This window comes from Mucilaginibacter straminoryzae, from assembly GCF_022953055.1.
GTDB lineage: Bacteria > Bacteroidota > Bacteroidia > Sphingobacteriales > Sphingobacteriaceae > Mucilaginibacter > Mucilaginibacter straminoryzae.
This window is the reverse complement of sequence record NZ_JALJEJ010000001.1, coordinates 1-20196: the sequence shown is the minus strand read 5'-3', so window position 1 is coordinate 20196 and position 20196 is coordinate 1. Positions and strand designations below refer to the sequence as shown.

Here is a 20196-nt window from a genome sequence, read left to right as displayed (position 1 = left end):
CCACGGCGAGGCCGCGGACGTTTAGCTGTGTTGACTTGGCTGCTGTCATTTGATATTGCAAGTATTTCCGAAGCAGCTTCGTTCTTAGCTAAACGCTGATTATCGTTATTATGATCCTGATTTTACGTCAGAATTATTATAATGATTGCAATATTAGTTCGTGTGAAATTACTAACCTACAGGTGAAAAACTGAATTTTAATTTTTGTCATCCTTTCTTAATGAGGAGGTGGGCCAACGATGGCGAATCATGTATGCGCTCTATTTCGGTTTTAATAATGGCCGCTACTTCTCTTTTAACCCGCAAATAATTTTCTTCTATCTGAGCAGCAGTAACAGTCCGTACTTGGGGTATGGATTTGTAGCTATCTTCTTCTGCTTTAAGAGCCGTATGGTCATTTAATATCTCGCAATGAAATGTTTTAAGCGTTATTTTTTGCCCAGGTTCATCAGAAACCATCCCAACGAATTCGCCACTGGACAAAGCTGCAATAGTAGACTGCGGGATTGCCGATTCCAGTTGCATAGACTTACTGACAGATGTATCGTTACTATTGATAGAAATGCTTTCTCTTTTCTGCATAATCTTACCAAACCTTTCACTCAATTGTTTGGCCGTATCTCCGACCACTTGCCCGCTGATTATATTTCCGACAATATTCATAATCACTTCGGCTTGTTCCCGTCCATAGTCTTTCTTCAACTGGCTGTAATCCTGAATGCCGAGGCAGGTAGCTACTTTATTCGATCGCGCAGTTGCGATAAGGCTATCAATGCCATTAAAAAAAATGGTCGGGAACTCATCAAAAACTAAGCTGCTCTTCAGCATGCCTTTCCGATTTACCTGTTTGATCATTCTCGAAATGTATAAGCTGAGTACGGCACCATAAACCTGCTGTTTTTGTGGATTATTGCCCATGCAAATAATCTTGGGTTCTTTAGGGTTATTCAGATCAAGGCTGAAGTCATTGCCATTTAAAACATAGTAGAGCTGTGGGGAAGCCAGGCGGGCCATACTAATTTTGGCACTGGCTATTTGACCTTCCAACTGCTCCATTGCCTCGTTAAGATAGGCAGATACGAATGGATTGACCAGTACTTCAATTTCCGGTTCCGTCCGGAGTACCGGGAACAAATCATTGTATTCGGCCTGCATTAATTCTATGACGTGAGGAAGGGTACAATACTTTCCTTTCTTGTATTTTTTCAGGAACCAGATAATTGCTGTTACAAAGTTGATACTACTCTCAATAAAAAATTCGCCTTGTTTCTTGATCCAGTCTCTATTTAGCCCAAGCATAATTGTCCGGCTCGATTCGGAGGCATCAGTAATGTCCTCCATGTATTGAGGCTCCAAAGGGTTACAGCGATGGGTCTGGCTCAGGTTATCAAAATTGATGACATAAAAACCTGGAACTACTTTATATGCCGAATGGTTCTTTTGAAGTGTATTATACGCGATTAGGCTTAAATCGTCATATTTGAAATCATACACAAACATGGAAAACCCTTTCCGGATATGTTGGGTGATGACATGACGAATGACGAAATAACTTTTACCCGCCCCAGGGGTGCCTAACACGAGCAGGGACCTGAAGGGATTCACAATCGAAATCCAAGAATTACGAATCTTCCCTTTTAGATTATATCGTGCAGGCAGATTAATAGAGTATTCATTTTCCAACAAACGTTCTTCCTGTGGAAAGGTCTCATTCAACTTATTGAACACATCGTGCTGGAACTTTAATTGTAATATTCTCGAAAGCTTGGTGCCCCCGCTCAGCATCATCAAATAGCCCAAGCCAGTTACACCTATGTAAAATGCTGCAATTACCTGGACTGATGCCTGAACATTCAGGAGATAGCCGCTTAAAAAATACAAAAGCATTCCACCAACTGCTGCCCTGGCTGGTGCTTGCCATTTTAAATGTTCATCCTTCTTACCTTTTGCGCCGATAAGGGATACGACCAATAAGCCTAATGCAGACAGCTTCGTTTTCCATATTCCTGTAAACAAACCTGTATGAACTAAATTCAATAACAGCTTATCACCGATTGGGTGTGTCAGGTGCCAGACCCGGAAAGCACCATAGCAATTGATATAAAAGTGAATCAGCAAAATACCAATGCTGATTTTGCGTGTCAGGTCAATAATTTTTCGTAGTCCTTCTAAGTTCTCTCCTGTATTGCTCATTTGAAATTCGTTTATGATCTAAATATTAGGGCGTTTCTTTTTCTTCTTTTTGCGAGTTATGCGGAGTTCAAAATCCATTTGTTCGGAGGATTCTTGCTGCTCAAGTAGTATACCTAAAAGATTGCCGGAAAGGTCGCGGATCACATAAGGCAAATGGTCTTCCAATCCCGTTTGCTGTATCAAATTCTCTTTAGCTTCCTGTGTGTAATTAAGCAGTTCGCTTATCGCATTAGCGCTGTAAGCAGGTCCGAGATCACTGCCATTAAATACGCAGCGGGTAGCATGATCTACATAGGTAACACCATACAACCTGCCGCTTTCATTTTTCCGCCAGACTATATCAATTCCTGCGCGCTTTAACTTGCCTGCAAAATTGTGTTGCGTTTGTGGCCCGGCCTGTATTGCCTTATCCAGTTGTCCGTGTATTCGTTGGCGGAAACCTTCTCGCTTTTGTTTGTTCTTGCTGAAACGCTCCTGAAGTTTAGCCATCGTTGGACGGCCATAGATAGCGCTTGCCTTAATAGGCACACCAACGTGGTTGCCATCTTTATTTAACACAAAATATCTCAGTCCATTCTTTTCATGCATTTTTGAACCGGGGGTTCCCCGGTCAGCTTCAATATTGTATAGGTGTAGTACAGCGTTTAATTCAGCCAGCGAAGTATATTTATAAGTACTAACAACTTCCCTGACCGTATTGGAAACGGCTGCTTTCGTTTCTGACTTTCCATAAATCACTTTTTCTGCCTGAACCGGAGAAAAAAGCAATTCGCGTTCCTGCTTTTTTCCTTGTGCTTGTACCAAGCCAAACTGTATCTCGATTTCCTTTCTTGCAATCTCCGACTGATTCCTACCAATGTTGTGTATGTTAATTCTATTGCTGCCGTTAAGGATATTCGTAGTTACTAAATGAATGTGCTTGTGTGCAGCATCATGATGCTGGTAGATTAAACAAGGCTGCCCGCCAAAGCCGATCTTTTCCAGATAGGTTTGTGCGATCTCTAATAATTTCTCTTTGTCTAACTGATCCGCTTTGTCGAAGTTCAGGGAGATGTGTATCGCATTCCGCCTTGTCTGACGATTCTGTTTAGTTAAATATTGCAGCTGTCCGATCTTGTCCGACATCGTTAATTGCGCGGCATCTTTGGTGTAATCAAATGCGCCGATCAGTTCTGCTTTACCGGTCGCTACCTTCTGTTCGTTGTAACGGACAACCTTATCGATCTCTGTTCCGCTCACAAACCTTGCAACCATATATCTGAAATTTGAGCAATTTTTTCATTGATATTTCCGGTCTTTTCGAGCAGTTGTTTTTGCAGCAGCGCTGCCATGTCCAGCCAGAAATTCATCTCGGTGGTATCCTTTACGGAATTTATTTTTTTAACGACCTGGTTGAAATTATTACCGACGGCGCTCAACTCACGCCGTAATAATTTAAACTCGTCGATCAATTGATCGAGTGACTGGTTACGATAGTAAAGGGTAATCTTTCCCTCCAACAGGACATCCCGGACATAATCGCTAATGATCCTTGTGGTTGATTTTTTTTGCCGGCTGCTAATCTGATTATATTCTTCCGGCGTAAACCTTACCGTCAATTTTCGGGTGCGTTGTTCTTGTTTCATCTGTCAATTATTCAGTTTGATAATTGGACCATAAAACCCCTGCGACTTCGGAGCATAAGGGGTCAAAAACTGCCACTTGTCCGACAAGTGTACATCTTGCTTTCCCCAGCCGAAGCAAGGGGAACAGCAACCAGTCCAGGGCTCGTACCGAACCCTTGAAAGGATAGTTCTTCACTCGAAGTGAGGGGTGTGCTGTCAATAATTCAGGCAATGGCTACTGGACAATTGGGCCATTTCATTAATTCGTTCCATTTTCGCGTTCCATTCGTTCCATGTCACTGCTTTGATTCGGTTAACATTCTCTAAGTCAGCTTTCTAAAAACGCCATTCGTTCCATCGTTCCAAAAAAAGGAACGACGCAACGGCTAAGCCACATTTTGATCCGGATATTGCCTTCATGCTTCATCCGTTTTGAGCCAGCGATGAATGGTTGCCTTGCCCTTTCCTAAAATGGTGGCAATCTCCTGGATGCTCTTACCCTGATCGCGGAGAGTTTGTGCCATGTCCTTTTGTTCGTCCTTTTCCTTCAGTCCACCTAAGCCAACATGCTCCGCCTCGTTCACATCTTCTGCCACCAACTCAAACCATAAAGTTTCCGGGTTGAGCCGGATCAGTTTGGTCTTTGGGTCTTCTTCAAAATGTCGGGACTTATCCCGTTTCAGGATGCGCATACTTTTGTCCTGGCAACTTCGGCGCATGAAAAAATCAGCGTCCGACAAATCGGTTTTGATTCCTGACCCGCTCTGCAGATCGCTGCCCGACAACTGGCCACCGGTATGTTTTCGGAAATGATCCGTGATTATTAATGCAGCACCGGAAGTATCACAAAGGGCCAGCAGCATGTTCATGATCCGGGTGCTTTCCCGGTTGTTATTTACATCTAAATCAGTAAATGCCATACGTAAGTTGTCGATTACAATAAGCACCGGTTGGTACTTTTCGATGTAGTTAATGATGCTGGCCAGCTCCGTACTTAGCCCAGCCCTTGAGGTGTAAACGAAGCAATGAAACTGTTCGCCAAGCGGCTGCGGTAAGCAGGCGTATAGCTTCCGGCTGCGCCTGCGCATGGTATTCGGGCTGAGCTCATGATTTACGTAAAGTGTATTGCCATGCAAGTTAATCGCCTCCCCTAAACAGCTATTCCATTCACCGGCCACGGCCATACAGATTTGCATGCACAGCCAGGACTTTCCTACGCCTCGCTGCGATGGAAAATGTACCAGGTTGTTTTGCGGCACATACTTTCCGAATAACATTTTAAGGTCTTTCAACTGCACGGCTTCTTCCGCCAGTTTCGCCATTGTCCGGAAAGATGTCTGCGCCTGGTAGTAGACCTGATCCGTCAGTTTTTGCGTCCTGTTTTTCATCTGAGCAGATTTCGATTTACTTTCAATTGCAGCGTGACGAACCTGGACCGTTGTATATCCCATATCCAGTTTGCAGCTACGACTTTCCAATTTTTAATTGGCGTACCGCTATCCGTTTTCCAGCCGTGAGCATGCTGGTAATGGTAGAATGCCTCAGCCTCTTTAGCCGACATGCCTTTCTGATCGAAATAGATTTGTACGTGGGCCAGGATTGGCGGAATACTATTGCCGTGGCCGCAGATAGATGCGTTCCTGCTCATAACTATCGGTGTTGGATTTTGCGGCTGAGTAACATGTTTTCGATATCCTGCGCATCATAATACAGGATGCCGCCAATACGGGAGTATGGAAGGGTACCATTTATGCGTAGCGTAGTAAGCGTCCCGGTGGAAGCGCCAAGCAGCTTTTTAACTTCTTCGGTTTTTAGCCAGCGCCTGCCCGGATAGCCTGCATGTTTATCTATCAATTTTTTGATCTCTGCAAGTAGCTCAACCCGGAAAATATCCAGGTCGTCAGCAGTAACCGGAGGCTGTTGTAGTTTCTGATTGTTTGCTATTGTTTCCGTGTTTTTCATCTCGAATCACATTGATTGAGAGCAAAGCTGGCAGCAAAAAAAGAAGGCATTTCACACCGGGAACCGAGTACGGTTAAATTTATTTGCTTAACTCGTTAAGTTAGGTGCGCCCAAAGAATTCACTTAGTCGCCATGTTTATGTTCCAATAGAAGCGCAACAAAATTTTCTAAAGGATTTGCTTTTTCACTTTAAAATTTTGATTTTTAACTCAACTGTGATGTAGATTGGACATTGTCAGTGAATTAATCCTTAACCCTATGAGACCTTATCCAACCAGCGTCGGTTTATCCGTGCTTTCCTTTCTAATATCAACAACAGTATTTGCACAACGCGATACTGTACTAACCCAACCAAATACTACCGGCACTTTTGTGGCTCCACACGTTATAGAACTTGGCCCTGGCTTTAGTTCATCGGGGCCTTTTGAGGCTCGTATTGACCCGTCATTGGCGCAGTGTGTAGTGATGAATACAGCGTTAAGTAATAATCAGAATTATATTGTCGTTTATGAGCCGCAGACAGCTGGTCTTACAAATCCGGCTGATCCGAATAATTCAACCTGTGATGTGAAGGCAACGGTAAACTATTTTGATGGCTTAGGCAGGCCTTTGCAAACTGTTGAGATCAAGGCAAGTCCGACATTTAGAGACATTGTAACACCGGTAGCCTATGATTCATTTGGAAGGCAGATAAAAAAATACAGTCCTTACACAGAATCCATTGCCAACAGTAACGGTGCTTATAAATCAGCAGCACTGACGAACCAACAAGCATTTTTCGCTAACCCAATTTCATGGAACGCACCAGGTGTAACCGCTACGCAATTTCCATTTGCCGAAAAGGCTTTTGAACCGTCACCACTTAATCGTATAGTTGAGCAAGGCGCTACGGGAGATAACTGGCAGTTGTCTACCAATACTCAGGCTGCTTCACCTGGGCATACTGCTAAACTGGAATATTACACCAATGATGCTACAGCCCTCACTTCTGGCAGTGGTAGGTGGGCGAAATTATATACAGTCAGTCTTGACGCAAATGGTAAACCCTCACTTGTTGATCAGGGAGCTTATGGACAAACCCAGCTTTACGTGACTGTTTATAAAAATGAAAATTATAAAGCAACAGATGGTAAAGCAGGCACCACGGAAGTTTATACCGACAAAGAAGGAAGAGTTGTTCTGAAACGGGGATTTAACCAAACTCCTGCGCGCTTGGAAATTTTGTCGTCTTATTTTGTATATGATGACTTTGGCGCACTTACCTATATACTGACACCTAAATCAGAGCCTGACAATGGTAGCATAACCCAGTCGGTGCTTGATAATTTGTGTTACCAATATCGGCATGATGAAAGATTGCGGCAGGTGGAAACAAAATTGCCCGGAAAAGGGGTAATGTACAAAGTGTATAACAAATTGGATCAGCTTGTGGCTTCTCAGGATTCTATGCAGCGGGTACAGAATGCTTGGTCTTTTATCAAGTACGATGCGCTGGAGCGACCGATTATAACCGGCACCTGGAATAATGGAGGCAGTGCGAAAAGTCGAATTTCACTTCAGGCAGATGTAAATGCACAAACTGTACTATGGGAGAACAGAGATAATAGCAATACCGTTGGTAAATATTATTCAGTGGCTGCATTCCCTACCAGTAACATTATAAACTACCTTACTATTTCGTATTACGACGACTACAATATTCCCAGTCTTCCTTCCACCTATGATGTGCATACTTCATACAGCAGTATGACCCGTAGCCTGTTGACAGCAACTCTTTCCAACGTATTAGGCACGTCAGATATGCTCTGGACAGTGCAGTATTACGACGACAAGGCTAATCCCGTAAAAGTGTTTCAACAGAATTACTTTAATGGAACATTAAATGTGGCTAATTACGATGAACTGACCAGCACCTTTGACTTTACCCAAAAACTCATTTCAAAAATTCGTAATCACCATACCACAGGTAGTCCCTTGCTTACTATTGCAGACAGTACGGTATATGATCATTGGGGACGCAAAATACAGTCTTGGAACCAGATCAACGGCGGCAGCAAGGTATTGCTGGCAAAACTGGATTATAATGAAGTAGGCCAGCTTACGGGCAAGCATTTGCATAGCGTAAGTGAAACAGGGCCGTTCCTGCAGGATATTACTTATCGATATAATGAAAGAGGGTGGATTACGAAAGATAGTTCTTCATTGTTTGTAGTCCAGCTAAAATATAATGATGGAACAACGCCGATGTATAATGGCGATGTCGCCAATCAGTACTGGGGAACAGGAAGTAATCTGAACCGAAGTTATACGTACAGCTATGATAAACTGAATAGGTTGACCAGTGGCAATTCGAGCGAATCATTTAACGAACAGGGCATTGACTATGACAAGGCTGGCAATATTCAACACCTGACACGCATAGATCCCCGTTATGCATCTACCAGTAATTACACTTTTAATTACAATGGCAATCAGCTTACGTCAGTTGCCGGGTTGACAGGTACCAATACTTACCTTTATGATGGTAACGGGAATACAGTTTTTGACGCACGCAATAATGTCAACATCTCTTACAATCAATTAAACCTTCCGCAAAATGTTACTGGTAGCAAAACTCTTAGCTATACGTATGAATCCAGCGGCAAAAAGCTGCGGCGGGTAAGCGCAAACAGTACGTTAGGCAACCAGGATTATATCGAGGGTATTCAATACCAGAACGGAAGTGTTGACTTTATCACCAACAGTGAAGGTATCGCCCGCAGAAATCCGACTACAGGTGCGTTTAGCTATGAATATACGCTTACAGATCACCTCGGCAATAACCGCGTATGTTTTGACGATAGTAGTCATGTAGCAAGGGTGATACAAAGGGACGATTATTACCCGTTTGGCATCAATTATAACCGATATACTTTTGGTACAAAGAACCAGAAATTGTTTAATGGAAAAGAGTATCAGGAGGAATTAGGGCAATACGATTATGGCGCCAGGTTCTATGATCCAGTTATTGGCAGATGGGGAACCATCGACCCGATGACTGAAAAATATTATAGTGAGGGGGGCTACAATTATGTTGGCAATAATCCGGTGTCTCGTATCGACCCCGATGGTCAGGACTGGGACAATAAATCGGATGAGCGCTATGCACAAAAGCTGAAAAAGCAGGCTGCAAAAGCCAACGAAAAACTGGAAAAAGCAAATGCCAAACTACAGGCCAAGATTGACAAGGTTAATTCTGGCGGCAAGACTTTTAAAAATCAGGAGGCGAAAGAAAAATATTTGGCAGAGCAAACTTCCGGCATTGCTGAAAATAATAAAATGATTGATGCAAATAAAGCAACGATGGGTCGCATTGATGAAATGACGGCTACCAAAGAATTCACCTACGGGTTTGATCGGCTTCCCTATGGATCACAGGTCGGTGGCACAACCGAAAAGCAAGTTAAAGTAAATGGTGTTATGAAAGATGTAACTGTTATGGCTGTAACCGGTGATGCAAATGCAGTGCACGAGCTGACCCATGGCTACCAGGGAACAATCGAAAAGGATTTTAGCTTTACTACAACAGGAGCGCTATTTCACGGTACTATTGCTCAGATTTATAATACAGAGGCAAATTCAGAAATCGAAGCCTATCAGGCGCAATTTGCGTTTGATTCCACCGGTTTTCCAACCTCAACATTGACGACACCCGGTCAAACCATTACAGCGAATAAAATAGGTGATATAAATACCAATTTTGTTGGAGGTATAGCAGACCCCAAAAACAGTCAGCCATTATATCCGTGGGCGCTATTTAAGTCGGTGGTTATGTCATTATTTGGCAACGGGGGCCATTAATTCTAACTATGAAAAAACTCTGTATCGTTTTAATCGCTACGCTTGCAGTCTTTGGATGTAAGGTACAGCTGCCTATTGGTAAGCCATTTTTGGGTAATTACGGTGAAGAGCTGACTTTAAACAGTGATTCTTCTTTTATCTATACTGAAAGGACGGAGGCTGGTCTCACAGGATTCGCCGCAGGGATTTACCATACGCAAAGCAAAATAATTTCATTATTTGCATTTCAGAATAACATAAAATTGCTCCAGTTTGAGATGACTGCTCAGCCTCCCGAAGGATCAACGGCCATGCTCCGCTTGAAAGCACCAGAAAGAAAAGGACTACAAATTGAGGTCTCGGTAAACGGTGCCTCCTGGCAATCTTTTAATGCTCCAATATCTATAAATGAAACGTTGCATCAAATTCAACTCCGCGCCTTTTTGGCTCCAAATACTGCATTGGGAGGCTCACCTACCATTGACACATTGATCTCTGAAAAAGTGCCTGTAACACCAGCTACACGTTTGCAAGATTATGAACTCAGTAGTACAATTAGTACAAAAGATCTCTTCCGCTTTAAATTGCAAGGACAATTAAAACAAGAAAGTAATAAAATAGTCTCAGGAACTATAAATAGCCAGCCTGTTACTTTGCGTCTCAAATAAAAACGCAAATCATTAATAGACGACGGTTTTAATTATACTAGTATTTACAGCAGTAAAAAAATAGGTTAGCAATTCCTTGCATTACCATTTCTTAAGCAAGAGCCGGAGGTTTTCAGCAACTCCTATTGGCAATCTTTCCCATACAGTGGCAAATTGGTCATCAGTTGTTACCCCTGCTGCATCAATATAGATTTTGTGATAAATGTGATAGCCGGGGTCAAAATAATAACCGCTCACATTGGTTCGACCAGGCCGAAGCAACGCGATTAGTTCCTGTAGGCTGAGGTTGTAGAACTGTGTTCGGATGATTGCGACAGTATCGTTTTGTATGACATATCGTGTACATATTTGGAGGCCTTTTTCGATACCCTCAATTAGCACATTTTCCTTACACAAAATGACAGCGACCGCCTTGCCTTTATAATCCTCAGTCGATGCAGTGACTTTTGTCAAGTATCCGCCAGCACCATAATGTATCTGCACTTCAGCAGCAACAAGGGCCTGAACGGAATCTCTTTGCTGACCTATGAAAATATGCCGATCATAGACCTGCCCATTTGTGAACTTAGTAAATAAAAGAAAGGCGATAAATGAGAGACAGGGTTTGTTCATGATAGGGTTCTCAGGTTTTTTATTACAAAATAATTTCACCTGGTGTAAAAGTGTGACTATTATTCTTGACTGACAAAGAAGTCCCGTAATATTTCTTTAATTAATAAAGATGTTGGCGAGTCAATGTATTTAAAATTGTCTCTAACATATTTACTCTGTTCATCTGTCAGTCGAGATAAAAATTCAATCACACTCTGTAAACTATTAATATCGGGTAGTTTGTTGAATATAAGTTTGAGCAACACTATTATTTTCCCTTTGGAAATCTGGCCGTCACTAGTTACGTCAATAAAGTATTTACGACTTTTCCCATATTTAAAGACGTGTTTTGTTGCTTTTGGCAGGTCGTTTAACCTCACCATCAGGTAAGAAACAGGGTGTTCATTACCTTGTTGTGCAAAAATTGTTTTGTCTTGGTTAATGAAGGAATTACTCAACAAAAAATTGTATGTTTCTTGAAGTATTCCGAGCCAGGCATCGCGTTTTGATTCATCATTCAAATCCATTGCAGTATCCTGGGAAAAATTACGAATTCCAATAAACGCAAGCAATACAACTTTTTCTCTATCACTTATACCTTTGTGAACAGTTGTTGCAGTGAAATTTTTCCGCTGAATGTAATCAACAAGATCGTGCTCGGTCAAGCCTCTATTTTTCTTTTCAAATTCCCATATACCTTTGGCCGTAAGAACATACTCGTCGTGCAAATTGTCACCTATCCTTATTAAAAGATTATCTTCTAAATCTTTGAATAACTGCTTATCTAACTGCGACAATTTAATAGAAGAATCATTTAAAAATTTAGATGCTTTATTAGAGTTAATTTTGGCTAGTGTTAGTAGTACAGACTTGCCATGTAATTTCTTTTCCTCACGAATAACTATATCGTGAAGCTTCAAAAAGAAGTTTTTCAACAATTGCTCTCTGTCCATTACATTTCGATAAGTGGTTTGACTAAAATTCCTTCATCGCGCTTTTGTACAATTATCCCAACTAATAACTTATTATCATGATACATCTTTTTAAGCTTTTTAAAAATCGGCGTTAGGGTAGCTGAGTCCATCATTGCCACTTCGTCAAAAAGTGCTATTATTTTTTTATTGTCATTAGAGTTCAAAAGCCCTTCAATGTAGGCTCCTTGGCTTTGTCCCGTCCCCAAATCGGCAAACTTTATTTTCTTGTTTGTGGTAGTGATTATTTCTTTCGAAACGACATCCACTTTCTTTAAGGAATAAGAATTATCAATGTGACGTATTTTGCCAATTTTAGCTGCTAAGAATCTTTGTACTCCCTCAGAATATTTTACTTGCTGTTCTGTAACGGCTTTCAATTTCGAATCAATCATATCGTTGATAGTTCTATTAAACGTTACAGTTATCGTTTTTTCCAAGCTTTGAATGTGTGCAAATAAGCGTTCGAGTTGCGGTAAATAATCTTGAAATTTGTGCGTTCCTAGTTTCTCGAGTCGGTCCCTTTCAATTTCGTCGAGTTGTATTTGGCGCTTGCAATTCTCCTCTTCAGATTGCAGACTTTCTAGCGCATTGGCTGTCTCGTCAACTAAGTTCCTCAATTGATCTTCACTATAGGAAACATACGTATAAAAACCTTCTTTTTTCAGAAGCGAATCATATGAAGACGCCGCATTTTCATAATTTAGCCCATATTCAACAAGCCTTGTTTTGGCCTCTTGTAACCTTTTAGCTATTTGAACAAGCTTTTGCTTCGTAGCATCTAACTCTTCGTTTTCGAATTCACCAGTTAATTGTTCTATGGTTTCTCCACGTTCTCTTGCAATTTTTAGACAATCACTGTAGTGCTTCACACCATCATTTATTGCTTCGCGGATGTCATTTAAAAATGATTGACAGTCGGTGATCTGCTGGCTTTTGATAATAAGTTTACTGAAGGAGTTACTTCGCTCCTTTAAACTAGCTATAAACTGTTTAATATTTAGACTTGTTCCAGGTATTGAAAAGTCTTGGCCTTGGTAATTTTCAACAACAGACAGCAGACTATGCAGAAATTGGGCCTCCTGTTTCTGCTCAGAGTCTTTAGTGCTAAGATTCTCTAAAAATCTCCTAAAATAAAGAGCATCGTCGCGAATTGTTCTTATATCTGTTCCTGATTTGATCTCGTTTGAACAGCTCGACTCATCCCATAAAGCAATGCGTTTTTTTTCACTCTTAGGAAGCAATTCATGTATTAAAATAGAAATTTTCTTATGAAATTCCTCGGCAGTACTAATGCATTCGTTCGTTTTACGTTGTGCAATAAGAAGCTCCTCCGATTGTCTATTTTCAGCTTTTTGATATTTCTTTAATCGGCTTTCAAGTCTTTTTATTTTCTCTAACGCATCAAGGTGCTCATTAGATATTTCTCTAAAAGCCTTTAGAGCAAAAAAATTGCGAAGATTTCTATATTCATTTTCCTTTCTATCTTTTGAATCACTAATGCTTATCAGGTTATTTCTTAATGTCTCTAAGTTTCTCTGATATTCCTCTAATTTTTCAGGTTTTTTACTCTCATTTACTTCTGTAATTATTTCATTTAATCGCTTTTTAAGCCTTGTGATTTGCTCGCCTTTATCGGTTTGAGCTCTTTTGATTTCTAATAACAACAGAGGTAATCGAGATAGGGGATCTTGCGGAATATCATAAATCAATCGGTATTCTCTTCTGAATTGATCATATGAAATCGGCTTGCTTTTTCCGCCAATAATTCTTCGAACCTCAATGTCTTTAGAATTAGCGCTTTTTTTTGCCTGAAGAGTTATGTCCGACTTATCGGATTTTAATTCAATGGAAAATTCTAGCTTTTGGTGATCCGCTTCCGATAAATTACTAAGCTTTTCGCGTAGTGATAAATTCAAATCTTCCGGACCCAGCTTGTTACCATAAAAAGCTAGTGCTATCAGGTTTAATAATGTGCTTTTACCACTTGAATTTGGCCCTTGAACATAGACGAGATCTGCAATTTCAGTAGGCAAATTCGGAGTATAAATCTTGGTTTCGTCTAATTCATCTCTTTCAATTCTATAATCGTACTTGATCATATTTATTCTTTTGAAGGCTTGTAATCTATTAGCTTTTCGATTATCTCATCTTCACTTAAGTTTTGAAATACTAGCTCGAGTACGGACTGTTCCTTTTTGTCTTCAATAAGCTCCTTTAGGAATTGGAATAAAATATCCGGCTCTTTGTTTTCTGACATAATATTAGCTTTTAATTGCACCCGCAAAGGATAATGGAAACTTCAAAACTTTTAATTGTGGGAGGTCATGGATATTTGCAACAGCATATCCCGTCTTAAGTGTTTGAATTTCCTCTGTTGAAATATTAAATAGATTTCGAGAAATTCCGTCAGACTTGAAGAACAGTTTGGTATTGATGACGCTTGATAATCCTTTAGGTAAATCTTCCTGATTTTGTGAAGAAAAAATTACACCTATCTTTTGACTTCTACCGGTACGACAAATTGTGTCTAATTCTCCCAAGGCTTCACGTGAACTTTCGCTATTGTAAAATTGGTGCACTTCATCTATAATTAACAGAATAGGAACCTGGGATCGTTGTTCACTTTTTGCTCTTACTATTTGTTTTAATAAGTGTCGTAATAAAATTGAACCGAACTGGATCCCCTTTGAACCAGCCACATTTATTACAGACAGTTTACCTGGTGATAATATATCTCCAAATTGTAGCACCTGTGCATTTGAATTATCAAAAAATTCCATTGATGCATTCAAGTTTCTGAGAATATTGTTAAATGTGCCTGAGTGCAGTGTAACGCTAGATAAGTCCCCTCTTAAGTTTAAAGTTTCAAACGTGGGATTGGCCGCTCCATTAGCGAAATAATTCACAAAATCTACGAAAGATCCATCGGAAGCCATCCTATTCTCTTGCCAATAGCGAAATATATCAGGAAAGTTTTGAGCACCTATATCTGATATATTCTGTAAAAGTCCAAGCAATGCTTCGGGTTCAATTTCATGCACGCTCAAAGTGACGGCTTCGCATAAGTCGTTATTTATGCCACGATATGAATTAAGGCTAGTATTAGCAGGATAATATATTGTGTAATTATCGATTCCATGGGCAGTACCTCCGAGAACTTCCCATTCTTTTTCGATTTGAGGATTGATTATGTTGGATGGCTTGTCCATCATAAGAAAATCGACATCCTTAACGTTGATTGCTAATACTGCACCTTCAAGTTCTTCAACAAAATATTGAGCTAAATATTTCATAGCTACCGTTTTCCCGCTTCCCGTTTTCCCACAAATTTGCATTTGGTAGAAAAACATTTCCTGCGGTAATTTGACCTTAAGAAAATCCAGATTATCATCTACAAGCAGCTGGTTTTGTCCGGCATGAACAGTAGCTGGAAAAACAATTGGACCAAAATCGAAGCTTCCCATGGCTAGGGCGATTTCTTCTTGATTTGAACGCCTGGCTATTGATTGAGGAGTAATAAAATCAATCTTACCATCGGTTCTCTCGGTGATATCCTTTATTCGATATGCGTAAATGATATTTTGGCATTTCGTATCCTCATAAAGTCCCGATAAGTCCATATCAATAATCATTGGGGATGGAGAGTAAGGCTCCTGTTGTAGGCTATCATCAACACGTAATATGAACTTTGATTTCGTGTCTGAAGACTCTACTGTCAAAAACGACCCTTTGGGTAACAAGCCTGGAATCTCTCCTTCGGCTGGTTTTTTTGACACCAATTTTATTTTACCTTTTTCTTCTCCTATTACTATCCATGCCATAACATTAGTTTCCAAATCTTTCCTGGTTCATTGTTGGCATTAAACCAGAATTTTTGATTAAATTAAAAGAATCTGATACCTTCAACACCTCCCTAGCAAATTTCTCTGCAATAGCGATTGGCCTTAATTGGGGGTTTTTCTTGTCACCGTGAACAAGCAGCAAATAATAAATCAAATCCATTAAGTCTCCAATTTTCTCTTGATGTTGCAGGTACGTTTTTGTATGGAATTCGATTCGTTGAGGGCTTAAATCGAATGCTTTCAAATAGCAAAATACTTTTGCATTATTGAAATTGTATTCGTCCTCGTACAAAAAGAAATTAGTTCGCTGTCCTTTTTGCAAATGATTGTACGTCCAATGCATATCAGAATTAAAGCGATTTTGCAATTCTGGAATTGCTTCCGTCACCAGATTGCTATCACTATTTTTGACAAAGAAAATTGGAATGATATTTCGTTCATGAAGATCCTCAACAAGATTAAGCGTATACTGAGTCATATTGCCGCCAATTAGCGGACCGTCAATAAACAAAATTGTGTTCTCAACAGCCCATTTATTTAGGAAATCGCTCCGGTCCTTAACGTAATCATAATTCGCATCAGCGACATGGTCCAGAGAGTGCCGGAATACCGACGAAATGTCTGTAATATCTTTAGAGCGAGAGTAAAAATAGAATGAAAGATAGCTTACAGGCAGATACTCTTGTTTTGTCGCAACAACAAGAGAATGTGAGGTAAAAAAGGCACTGCCTTCAAGTGCTACGTATTTTAGCTTAGACTCGTCATATCCAGCAAAATAATGCGTTTTAGAAACTTCGAGACCTTTTTTCGCGCTCAAGTTATAAGCTCCTAACTGCTCTACCAAACGCAATTTACCATTGGGAGGAAATGTAGCTCCAGAAAAATCAAAACTTGATTCTTTTGGGGGTTCTGTTACCCTAATATTGACCTTGCGAATATTTTCAATTGTCTCCAAAAACGACGGATGGAGAATAAGCTTATTTAAGGATGATTGCCCATCCTTATTTTGAGGCTCATTCAAACCGTTCGCTTCATTATCTCTCATTAGCAGAATTTAACGGGGGAACATATAATCCGTCACTAAAAAACATTACTTCAGTGCCTTTAGAAGCAGCCGCCGCACTATAGTTAAGTGAATACTCGATCTTATCAAATCCCTTATACAGTTCCTTTATCTCTGGCGCATTATCATAAGAGACAACCCACTTTTGCTTTGTGATTGAAGTTATAACTTCAGCAACCTTAGCGTGGTCGTCATGTCGATAATGATTCACATACAGGTCTTTCCCCTTTACATAATATGGTGGGTCGAAATACAAAAGAGACTTTGGAGGCAGATCGTTTGAAATAGTTCTTATAAGCTCACAAGCATCAGAATTATGTAATTCAATCCTGTCCGCATATTTCGCAATTCTTTGGATTCTGGATATTAAGTCTTGCACATTATAGCGAGCATCAATTTTCCAATTACCAGTTTGATCATTTCCACCTATAACGCCAGCCTTGATTATTCCGGAACGATTTGTTCTGTTCAGGAAAAATGTCGAAAAGCCCAATTCCAAGGGCGAAACTTGGTCTTTATTCTTTTGCACCTCTTTAGCCTCACGCCACGTCTCCATGTCGACTTTGGTATCACGAATTAACTTACATAATCCTTCGGAGTCCTCAATAACCGAAACCCAAAACGAGTATATTGATTTATCCATGTCATTTATAATGACCTTTGAAGCATATTCGTCCAACACAAGCGAGAGCGCCACGGAAGCGCCGCCAGCATAAGGCTCGACATACACTCCATCAGACAATAAATTTTTTTCAAAAATTGTCTTTATAAACTTTGAAATTTTACCTTTTCCTCCAGGGTACCTCAAGGGCGAATAAAAATCCATATTAGCTCTCCCATATTTTCTCCATAAATATTTTAATATTATCCCATGTCAATTTTAATTCCCTTGCTGAAGGGGAAAAATGACGGTTATGTACGTAAGCATTAAACGTGTCGATTGAGAATATACTATTGGGATTGGCTATTGCAGTTTTTATTCCCTTTAATACATGTTTGTCGGCACTATTTGAATCTTCTAAGTATTTAATGACCTTCTCAGCTTTTAAAACCAAGGAATCCATTTTTTTTACTCCTTGTATAGACTTTGTATGAATAAACGTATCTAAACTCAATTCAAGAAAAACTCGTAATAAGACAGCAGCCGCATTTTCATATAAGTCCAGATCAAGATTCCGAAGTTCTCTGTAAATCTTATTTACACGTTCCTCTTTAATTGTTAATACGCAATTTTTAGGAATAACAGTTTGCCTATCCAAAGATAAAGCAACACTTCTTTTTTGGGAAGATGCAGCGGGCATGCTTCGAGGGGGAGTGGGAGATGTTAGTTCCCAAGAGGTAACCGTCATGCGTGTTTTGTCTGGTAATTCTGACGGCTTAAATGATTCAATGTATTTCTCGCGGTCTTGTTTAGTATAAATATCCTTTACTCTAATAGTTTTATTAACCAAATCATTTACCACCTTAAGCAGACCTTTAACAACTTCATCCTTATGGAAACCTGTCAATAGTTTTCCGTCCGCAATCGATAATCCTAGAACATCCTGTATACTCGCGTCTCTCAATAGTCTTTCCAAACTGGTAGACGGAACATTTTTTAATTGCTCCTTTAGGTGGTCGTCCAATAGGGATTCGCGCCTAAGAAATTCTATAGCTTGCAATGCAATAGCAGATTTTCCTCTTGTTCGCGCTTCAAATCTAGCGACCTGTTGCGCATTCCACTTAACTATACCGATTCCATCGTTTTCGCCGGTATGTTTCAGGTTTATCCACTTTGATGCATCTTCAAATTTATCAAAAACAACACACTGAACTGAATCAATAGGTCTTTTGCGATATTGCTCACTAACTGGTTTGATCTTCCTCAAAAAGGATGAGAAATCAGTATCAATAAGGTCTAAATTTGAAAGCAATTTCAGAGCAGTAACCCTACGGTTTCCTTCCAGCACGTTAAATTTTGGTGTTGATTTGTCAGGTACAACTATTGTAAGTTCAGAAGGGTTTAATCCATATTCAACAATGTCTTTGGCTAAGTTGACCAGCTTATCACCCTGATCTTGTATCATCACCCGTATTGCTTCCCGTTGGTTACCTACCATTTCGAACCGGGGGTTTTCAGTACTAACCGACAGGTTGGTTACAAGTATTGTTTTTATTTCACCTGTTGACATATAAAATTTGAATATTAGTAGGCTTTATCGCTGGGATAAAAGATAGTGATTGACAAAGTTTACGCAATAACGGCCCAATATAAACATTTTTCACCATAGCGGCCAGCCAACCATATCAACACCTTGTGGAATACTATTCAGGAAGTTGTATGGGTCTATCACTATTGATATATCTCTTATTAATATGGATTTCGAACCAAACACAATTACAGCTGCTTTTGTATATGTTCTAGGCAATTTGTATCTTTATGCTAAATAAAGTTCTTTTCAAAGTCATACAAAGACATGTATTTATCTAGGGTGCCAAATCGGGTACCATTGATGATATGCAATAGAATATATCTTTAAATGAGCATATTTCAGCGTTTTGGTCGGTCCCGTCCATTCCGCAGAAAGGGTATCAAAAACAACTAAAAGCCTGTAAACTAAATATTTGCAGGCTTTTTTTTCTGAAAGTAAATAGCAAAGTATACAATCCATCGTGGTTAAAAGAATTTTTTCTACGTGCTCATAGGCAACAACCGTTGGTTCCTGATGGATTAAATCAGTTTTATTTCCGACCTCTAAGGGATCAATAAAAGCTCGATTTCAGGATACTATTCTAAGTACGGGTTCTTTGAAGGGTGAATGATTTGAAAGGACATGATACACAGCTACCAGTATTTTGTGCGCGATGGCCATTAAAGCCCGTTTCTTACCCCGCCTGAGCGACAGTGCATAATATTTATTCCGGAGCCACCCCTTTTTCATTTTTGCAGCAGACCATGCTGCTTCGACAAGCGCTGTTTTAAGTGATCTGTTCCCTTGCGTGACCCGGCTGCTCATCTTCTTGCCTGCACTTTCATTATTGCCCGGACATACACCCGCCCACGAGGCTAAGTGATTAGCAGTAGGAAAAACGCTCATATCGAAACCAATCTCTGCTACAATGCCTTTAACGGTTTCATGACTAACGCCCGGAATGGTTTCCAACAATTCCACCTCAGTGGTATGTTGGCTGAGATATTCATTCAGCCTGCGATCTATGCGATCAATCTGTTGTTGGATATTTTCCAGTGCCAGCCTGCTGGTTTGCAGCATAAAGCGATGGTGGTCTGTTACTCTGCCGTTTAAGGCACAGATAAGTTGAGGTATTTTCTTCCGTAAGCTTCCTTTTGCAAGGGATGATAGCCAAACAGCATCTGTGTGCCCATCGATTAGTGCACAGATAACCGCCCAGCCGGTCTTTCCGAAAACATCACTAACCACGTTTCCCAGTTTGAGGTTGGCATCTTCCAGTACCTTCTGCAAACGGTTTCGCTCGGCCACC

At 40.3% G+C, this 20196-nt stretch carries 17 protein-coding genes; 2 read left to right on the top strand and 15 right to left on the bottom strand.

The window, feature by feature from the left end:
• Nucleotides 1-207 precede the first annotated feature (207 nt).
• The 6 genes from mobC to MUY27_RS00060 all read right to left on the bottom strand — a co-directional run bounded on the left by mobC (nt 208) and on the right by MUY27_RS00060 (nt 5759).
• The gene (gene mobC / locus MUY27_RS00085; protein ID WP_245127920.1) at nt 208-2193 is read right to left on the bottom strand and encodes a conjugal transfer protein MobC; all 1986 of its coding nucleotides are present in this window, start codon (nt 2191-2193) and stop codon (nt 208-210) included.
• Nucleotides 2194-2211: 18 nt separating this feature from the next.
• Nucleotides 2212-3447 carry a relaxase/mobilization nuclease domain-containing protein gene (locus MUY27_RS00080; RefSeq protein WP_245127919.1) on the bottom strand — a complete coding sequence of 412 codons (1236 nt, stop codon included), beginning with the start codon at nt 3445-3447 and terminating at the stop codon, nt 2212-2214.
• On the bottom strand, nt 3429-3818 hold the full coding sequence (locus MUY27_RS00075) for a plasmid mobilization protein (RefSeq protein ID WP_245127918.1): 390 nt from the start codon (nt 3816-3818) through the stop codon (nt 3429-3431). Before MUY27_RS00075 ends, MUY27_RS00080 begins: the two co-directional genes overlap by 19 nt.
• A gap of 395 nt (nt 3819-4213) precedes the next feature.
• Complete coding sequence (locus MUY27_RS00070) at nt 4214-5185, bottom strand: AAA family ATPase (RefSeq protein WP_245127917.1); 972 nt, start codon at nt 5183-5185, stop codon at nt 4214-4216.
• Complete coding sequence (locus tag MUY27_RS00065; protein ID WP_245127916.1) at nt 5182-5445, bottom strand: hypothetical protein; 264 nt, start codon at nt 5443-5445, stop codon at nt 5182-5184. Before MUY27_RS00065 ends, MUY27_RS00070 begins: the two co-directional genes overlap by 4 nt.
• Nucleotides 5446-5447: 2 nt before the next feature.
• A complete protein-coding gene (locus MUY27_RS00060; protein WP_245127915.1) occupies nt 5448-5759 on the bottom strand; it encodes a helix-turn-helix domain-containing protein in 312 nt (103 codons plus the stop codon).
• A gap of 258 nt (nt 5760-6017) precedes the next feature.
• Between MUY27_RS00060 and MUY27_RS00055 the strand changes: the two genes are divergently transcribed.
• Nucleotides 6018-9599, top strand: coding sequence for a DUF6443 domain-containing protein (locus tag MUY27_RS00055; RefSeq protein WP_245127914.1), 3582 nt, complete (start codon nt 6018-6020; stop codon nt 9597-9599).
• 8 nt (nt 9600-9607) lie between these two features.
• A complete protein-coding gene (locus MUY27_RS00050) occupies nt 9608-10246 on the top strand; it encodes a hypothetical protein (protein ID WP_245127913.1) in 639 nt (212 codons plus the stop codon).
• A gap of 81 nt (nt 10247-10327) precedes the next feature.
• Here the strand turns inward: MUY27_RS00050 and MUY27_RS00045 are convergent, their stop codons facing one another.
• The 9 genes from MUY27_RS00045 to MUY27_RS00005 form a co-directional block, all read right to left on the bottom strand.
• Nucleotides 10328-10858, bottom strand: coding sequence for a hypothetical protein (locus MUY27_RS00045; protein ID WP_245127912.1), 531 nt, complete (start codon nt 10856-10858; stop codon nt 10328-10330).
• A gap of 59 nt (nt 10859-10917) precedes the next feature.
• The gene (locus MUY27_RS00040) at nt 10918-11790 is read right to left on the bottom strand and encodes a hypothetical protein (RefSeq protein ID WP_245127911.1); all 873 of its coding nucleotides are present in this window, start codon (nt 11788-11790) and stop codon (nt 10918-10920) included.
• Complete coding sequence (locus MUY27_RS00035; RefSeq protein WP_245127910.1) at nt 11790-13910, bottom strand: hypothetical protein; 2121 nt, start codon at nt 13908-13910, stop codon at nt 11790-11792. The genes MUY27_RS00040 and MUY27_RS00035 overlap by 1 nt, the downstream gene beginning before the upstream one ends.
• A 2-nt stretch (nt 13911-13912) precedes the next feature.
• Complete coding sequence (locus MUY27_RS00030) at nt 13913-14068, bottom strand: hypothetical protein (protein WP_245127909.1); 156 nt, start codon at nt 14066-14068, stop codon at nt 13913-13915.
• 4 nt (nt 14069-14072) lie between these two features.
• Entirely contained in the window at nt 14073-15632 is a 1560-nt protein-coding gene (locus MUY27_RS00025; protein ID WP_245127908.1) for an ATP-binding protein, read from the bottom strand.
• 4 nt (nt 15633-15636) lie between these two features.
• Nucleotides 15637-16698 (bottom strand): DNA double-strand break repair nuclease NurA, encoded by a 1062-nt coding sequence (locus MUY27_RS00020; protein ID WP_245127907.1) that lies wholly within the window; start codon nt 16696-16698, stop codon nt 15637-15639.
• Nucleotides 16688-17542, bottom strand: a complete 855-nt coding sequence (locus tag MUY27_RS00015) for a DNA adenine methylase (protein WP_245127906.1) — start codon at nt 17540-17542, stop codon at nt 16688-16690. The genes MUY27_RS00020 and MUY27_RS00015 overlap by 11 nt, the downstream gene beginning before the upstream one ends.
• A gap of 1 nt (nt 17543) precedes the next feature.
• Nucleotides 17544-18887, bottom strand: coding sequence for a hypothetical protein (locus tag MUY27_RS00010; RefSeq protein WP_245127905.1), 1344 nt, complete (start codon nt 18885-18887; stop codon nt 17544-17546).
• Nucleotides 18888-19475: 588 nt separating this feature from the next.
• Nucleotides 19476-20196, bottom strand: a 721-nt coding sequence (locus MUY27_RS00005) for an IS110 family RNA-guided transposase (protein ID WP_245127904.1), incomplete at its 5' end; no start/stop codon positions are given.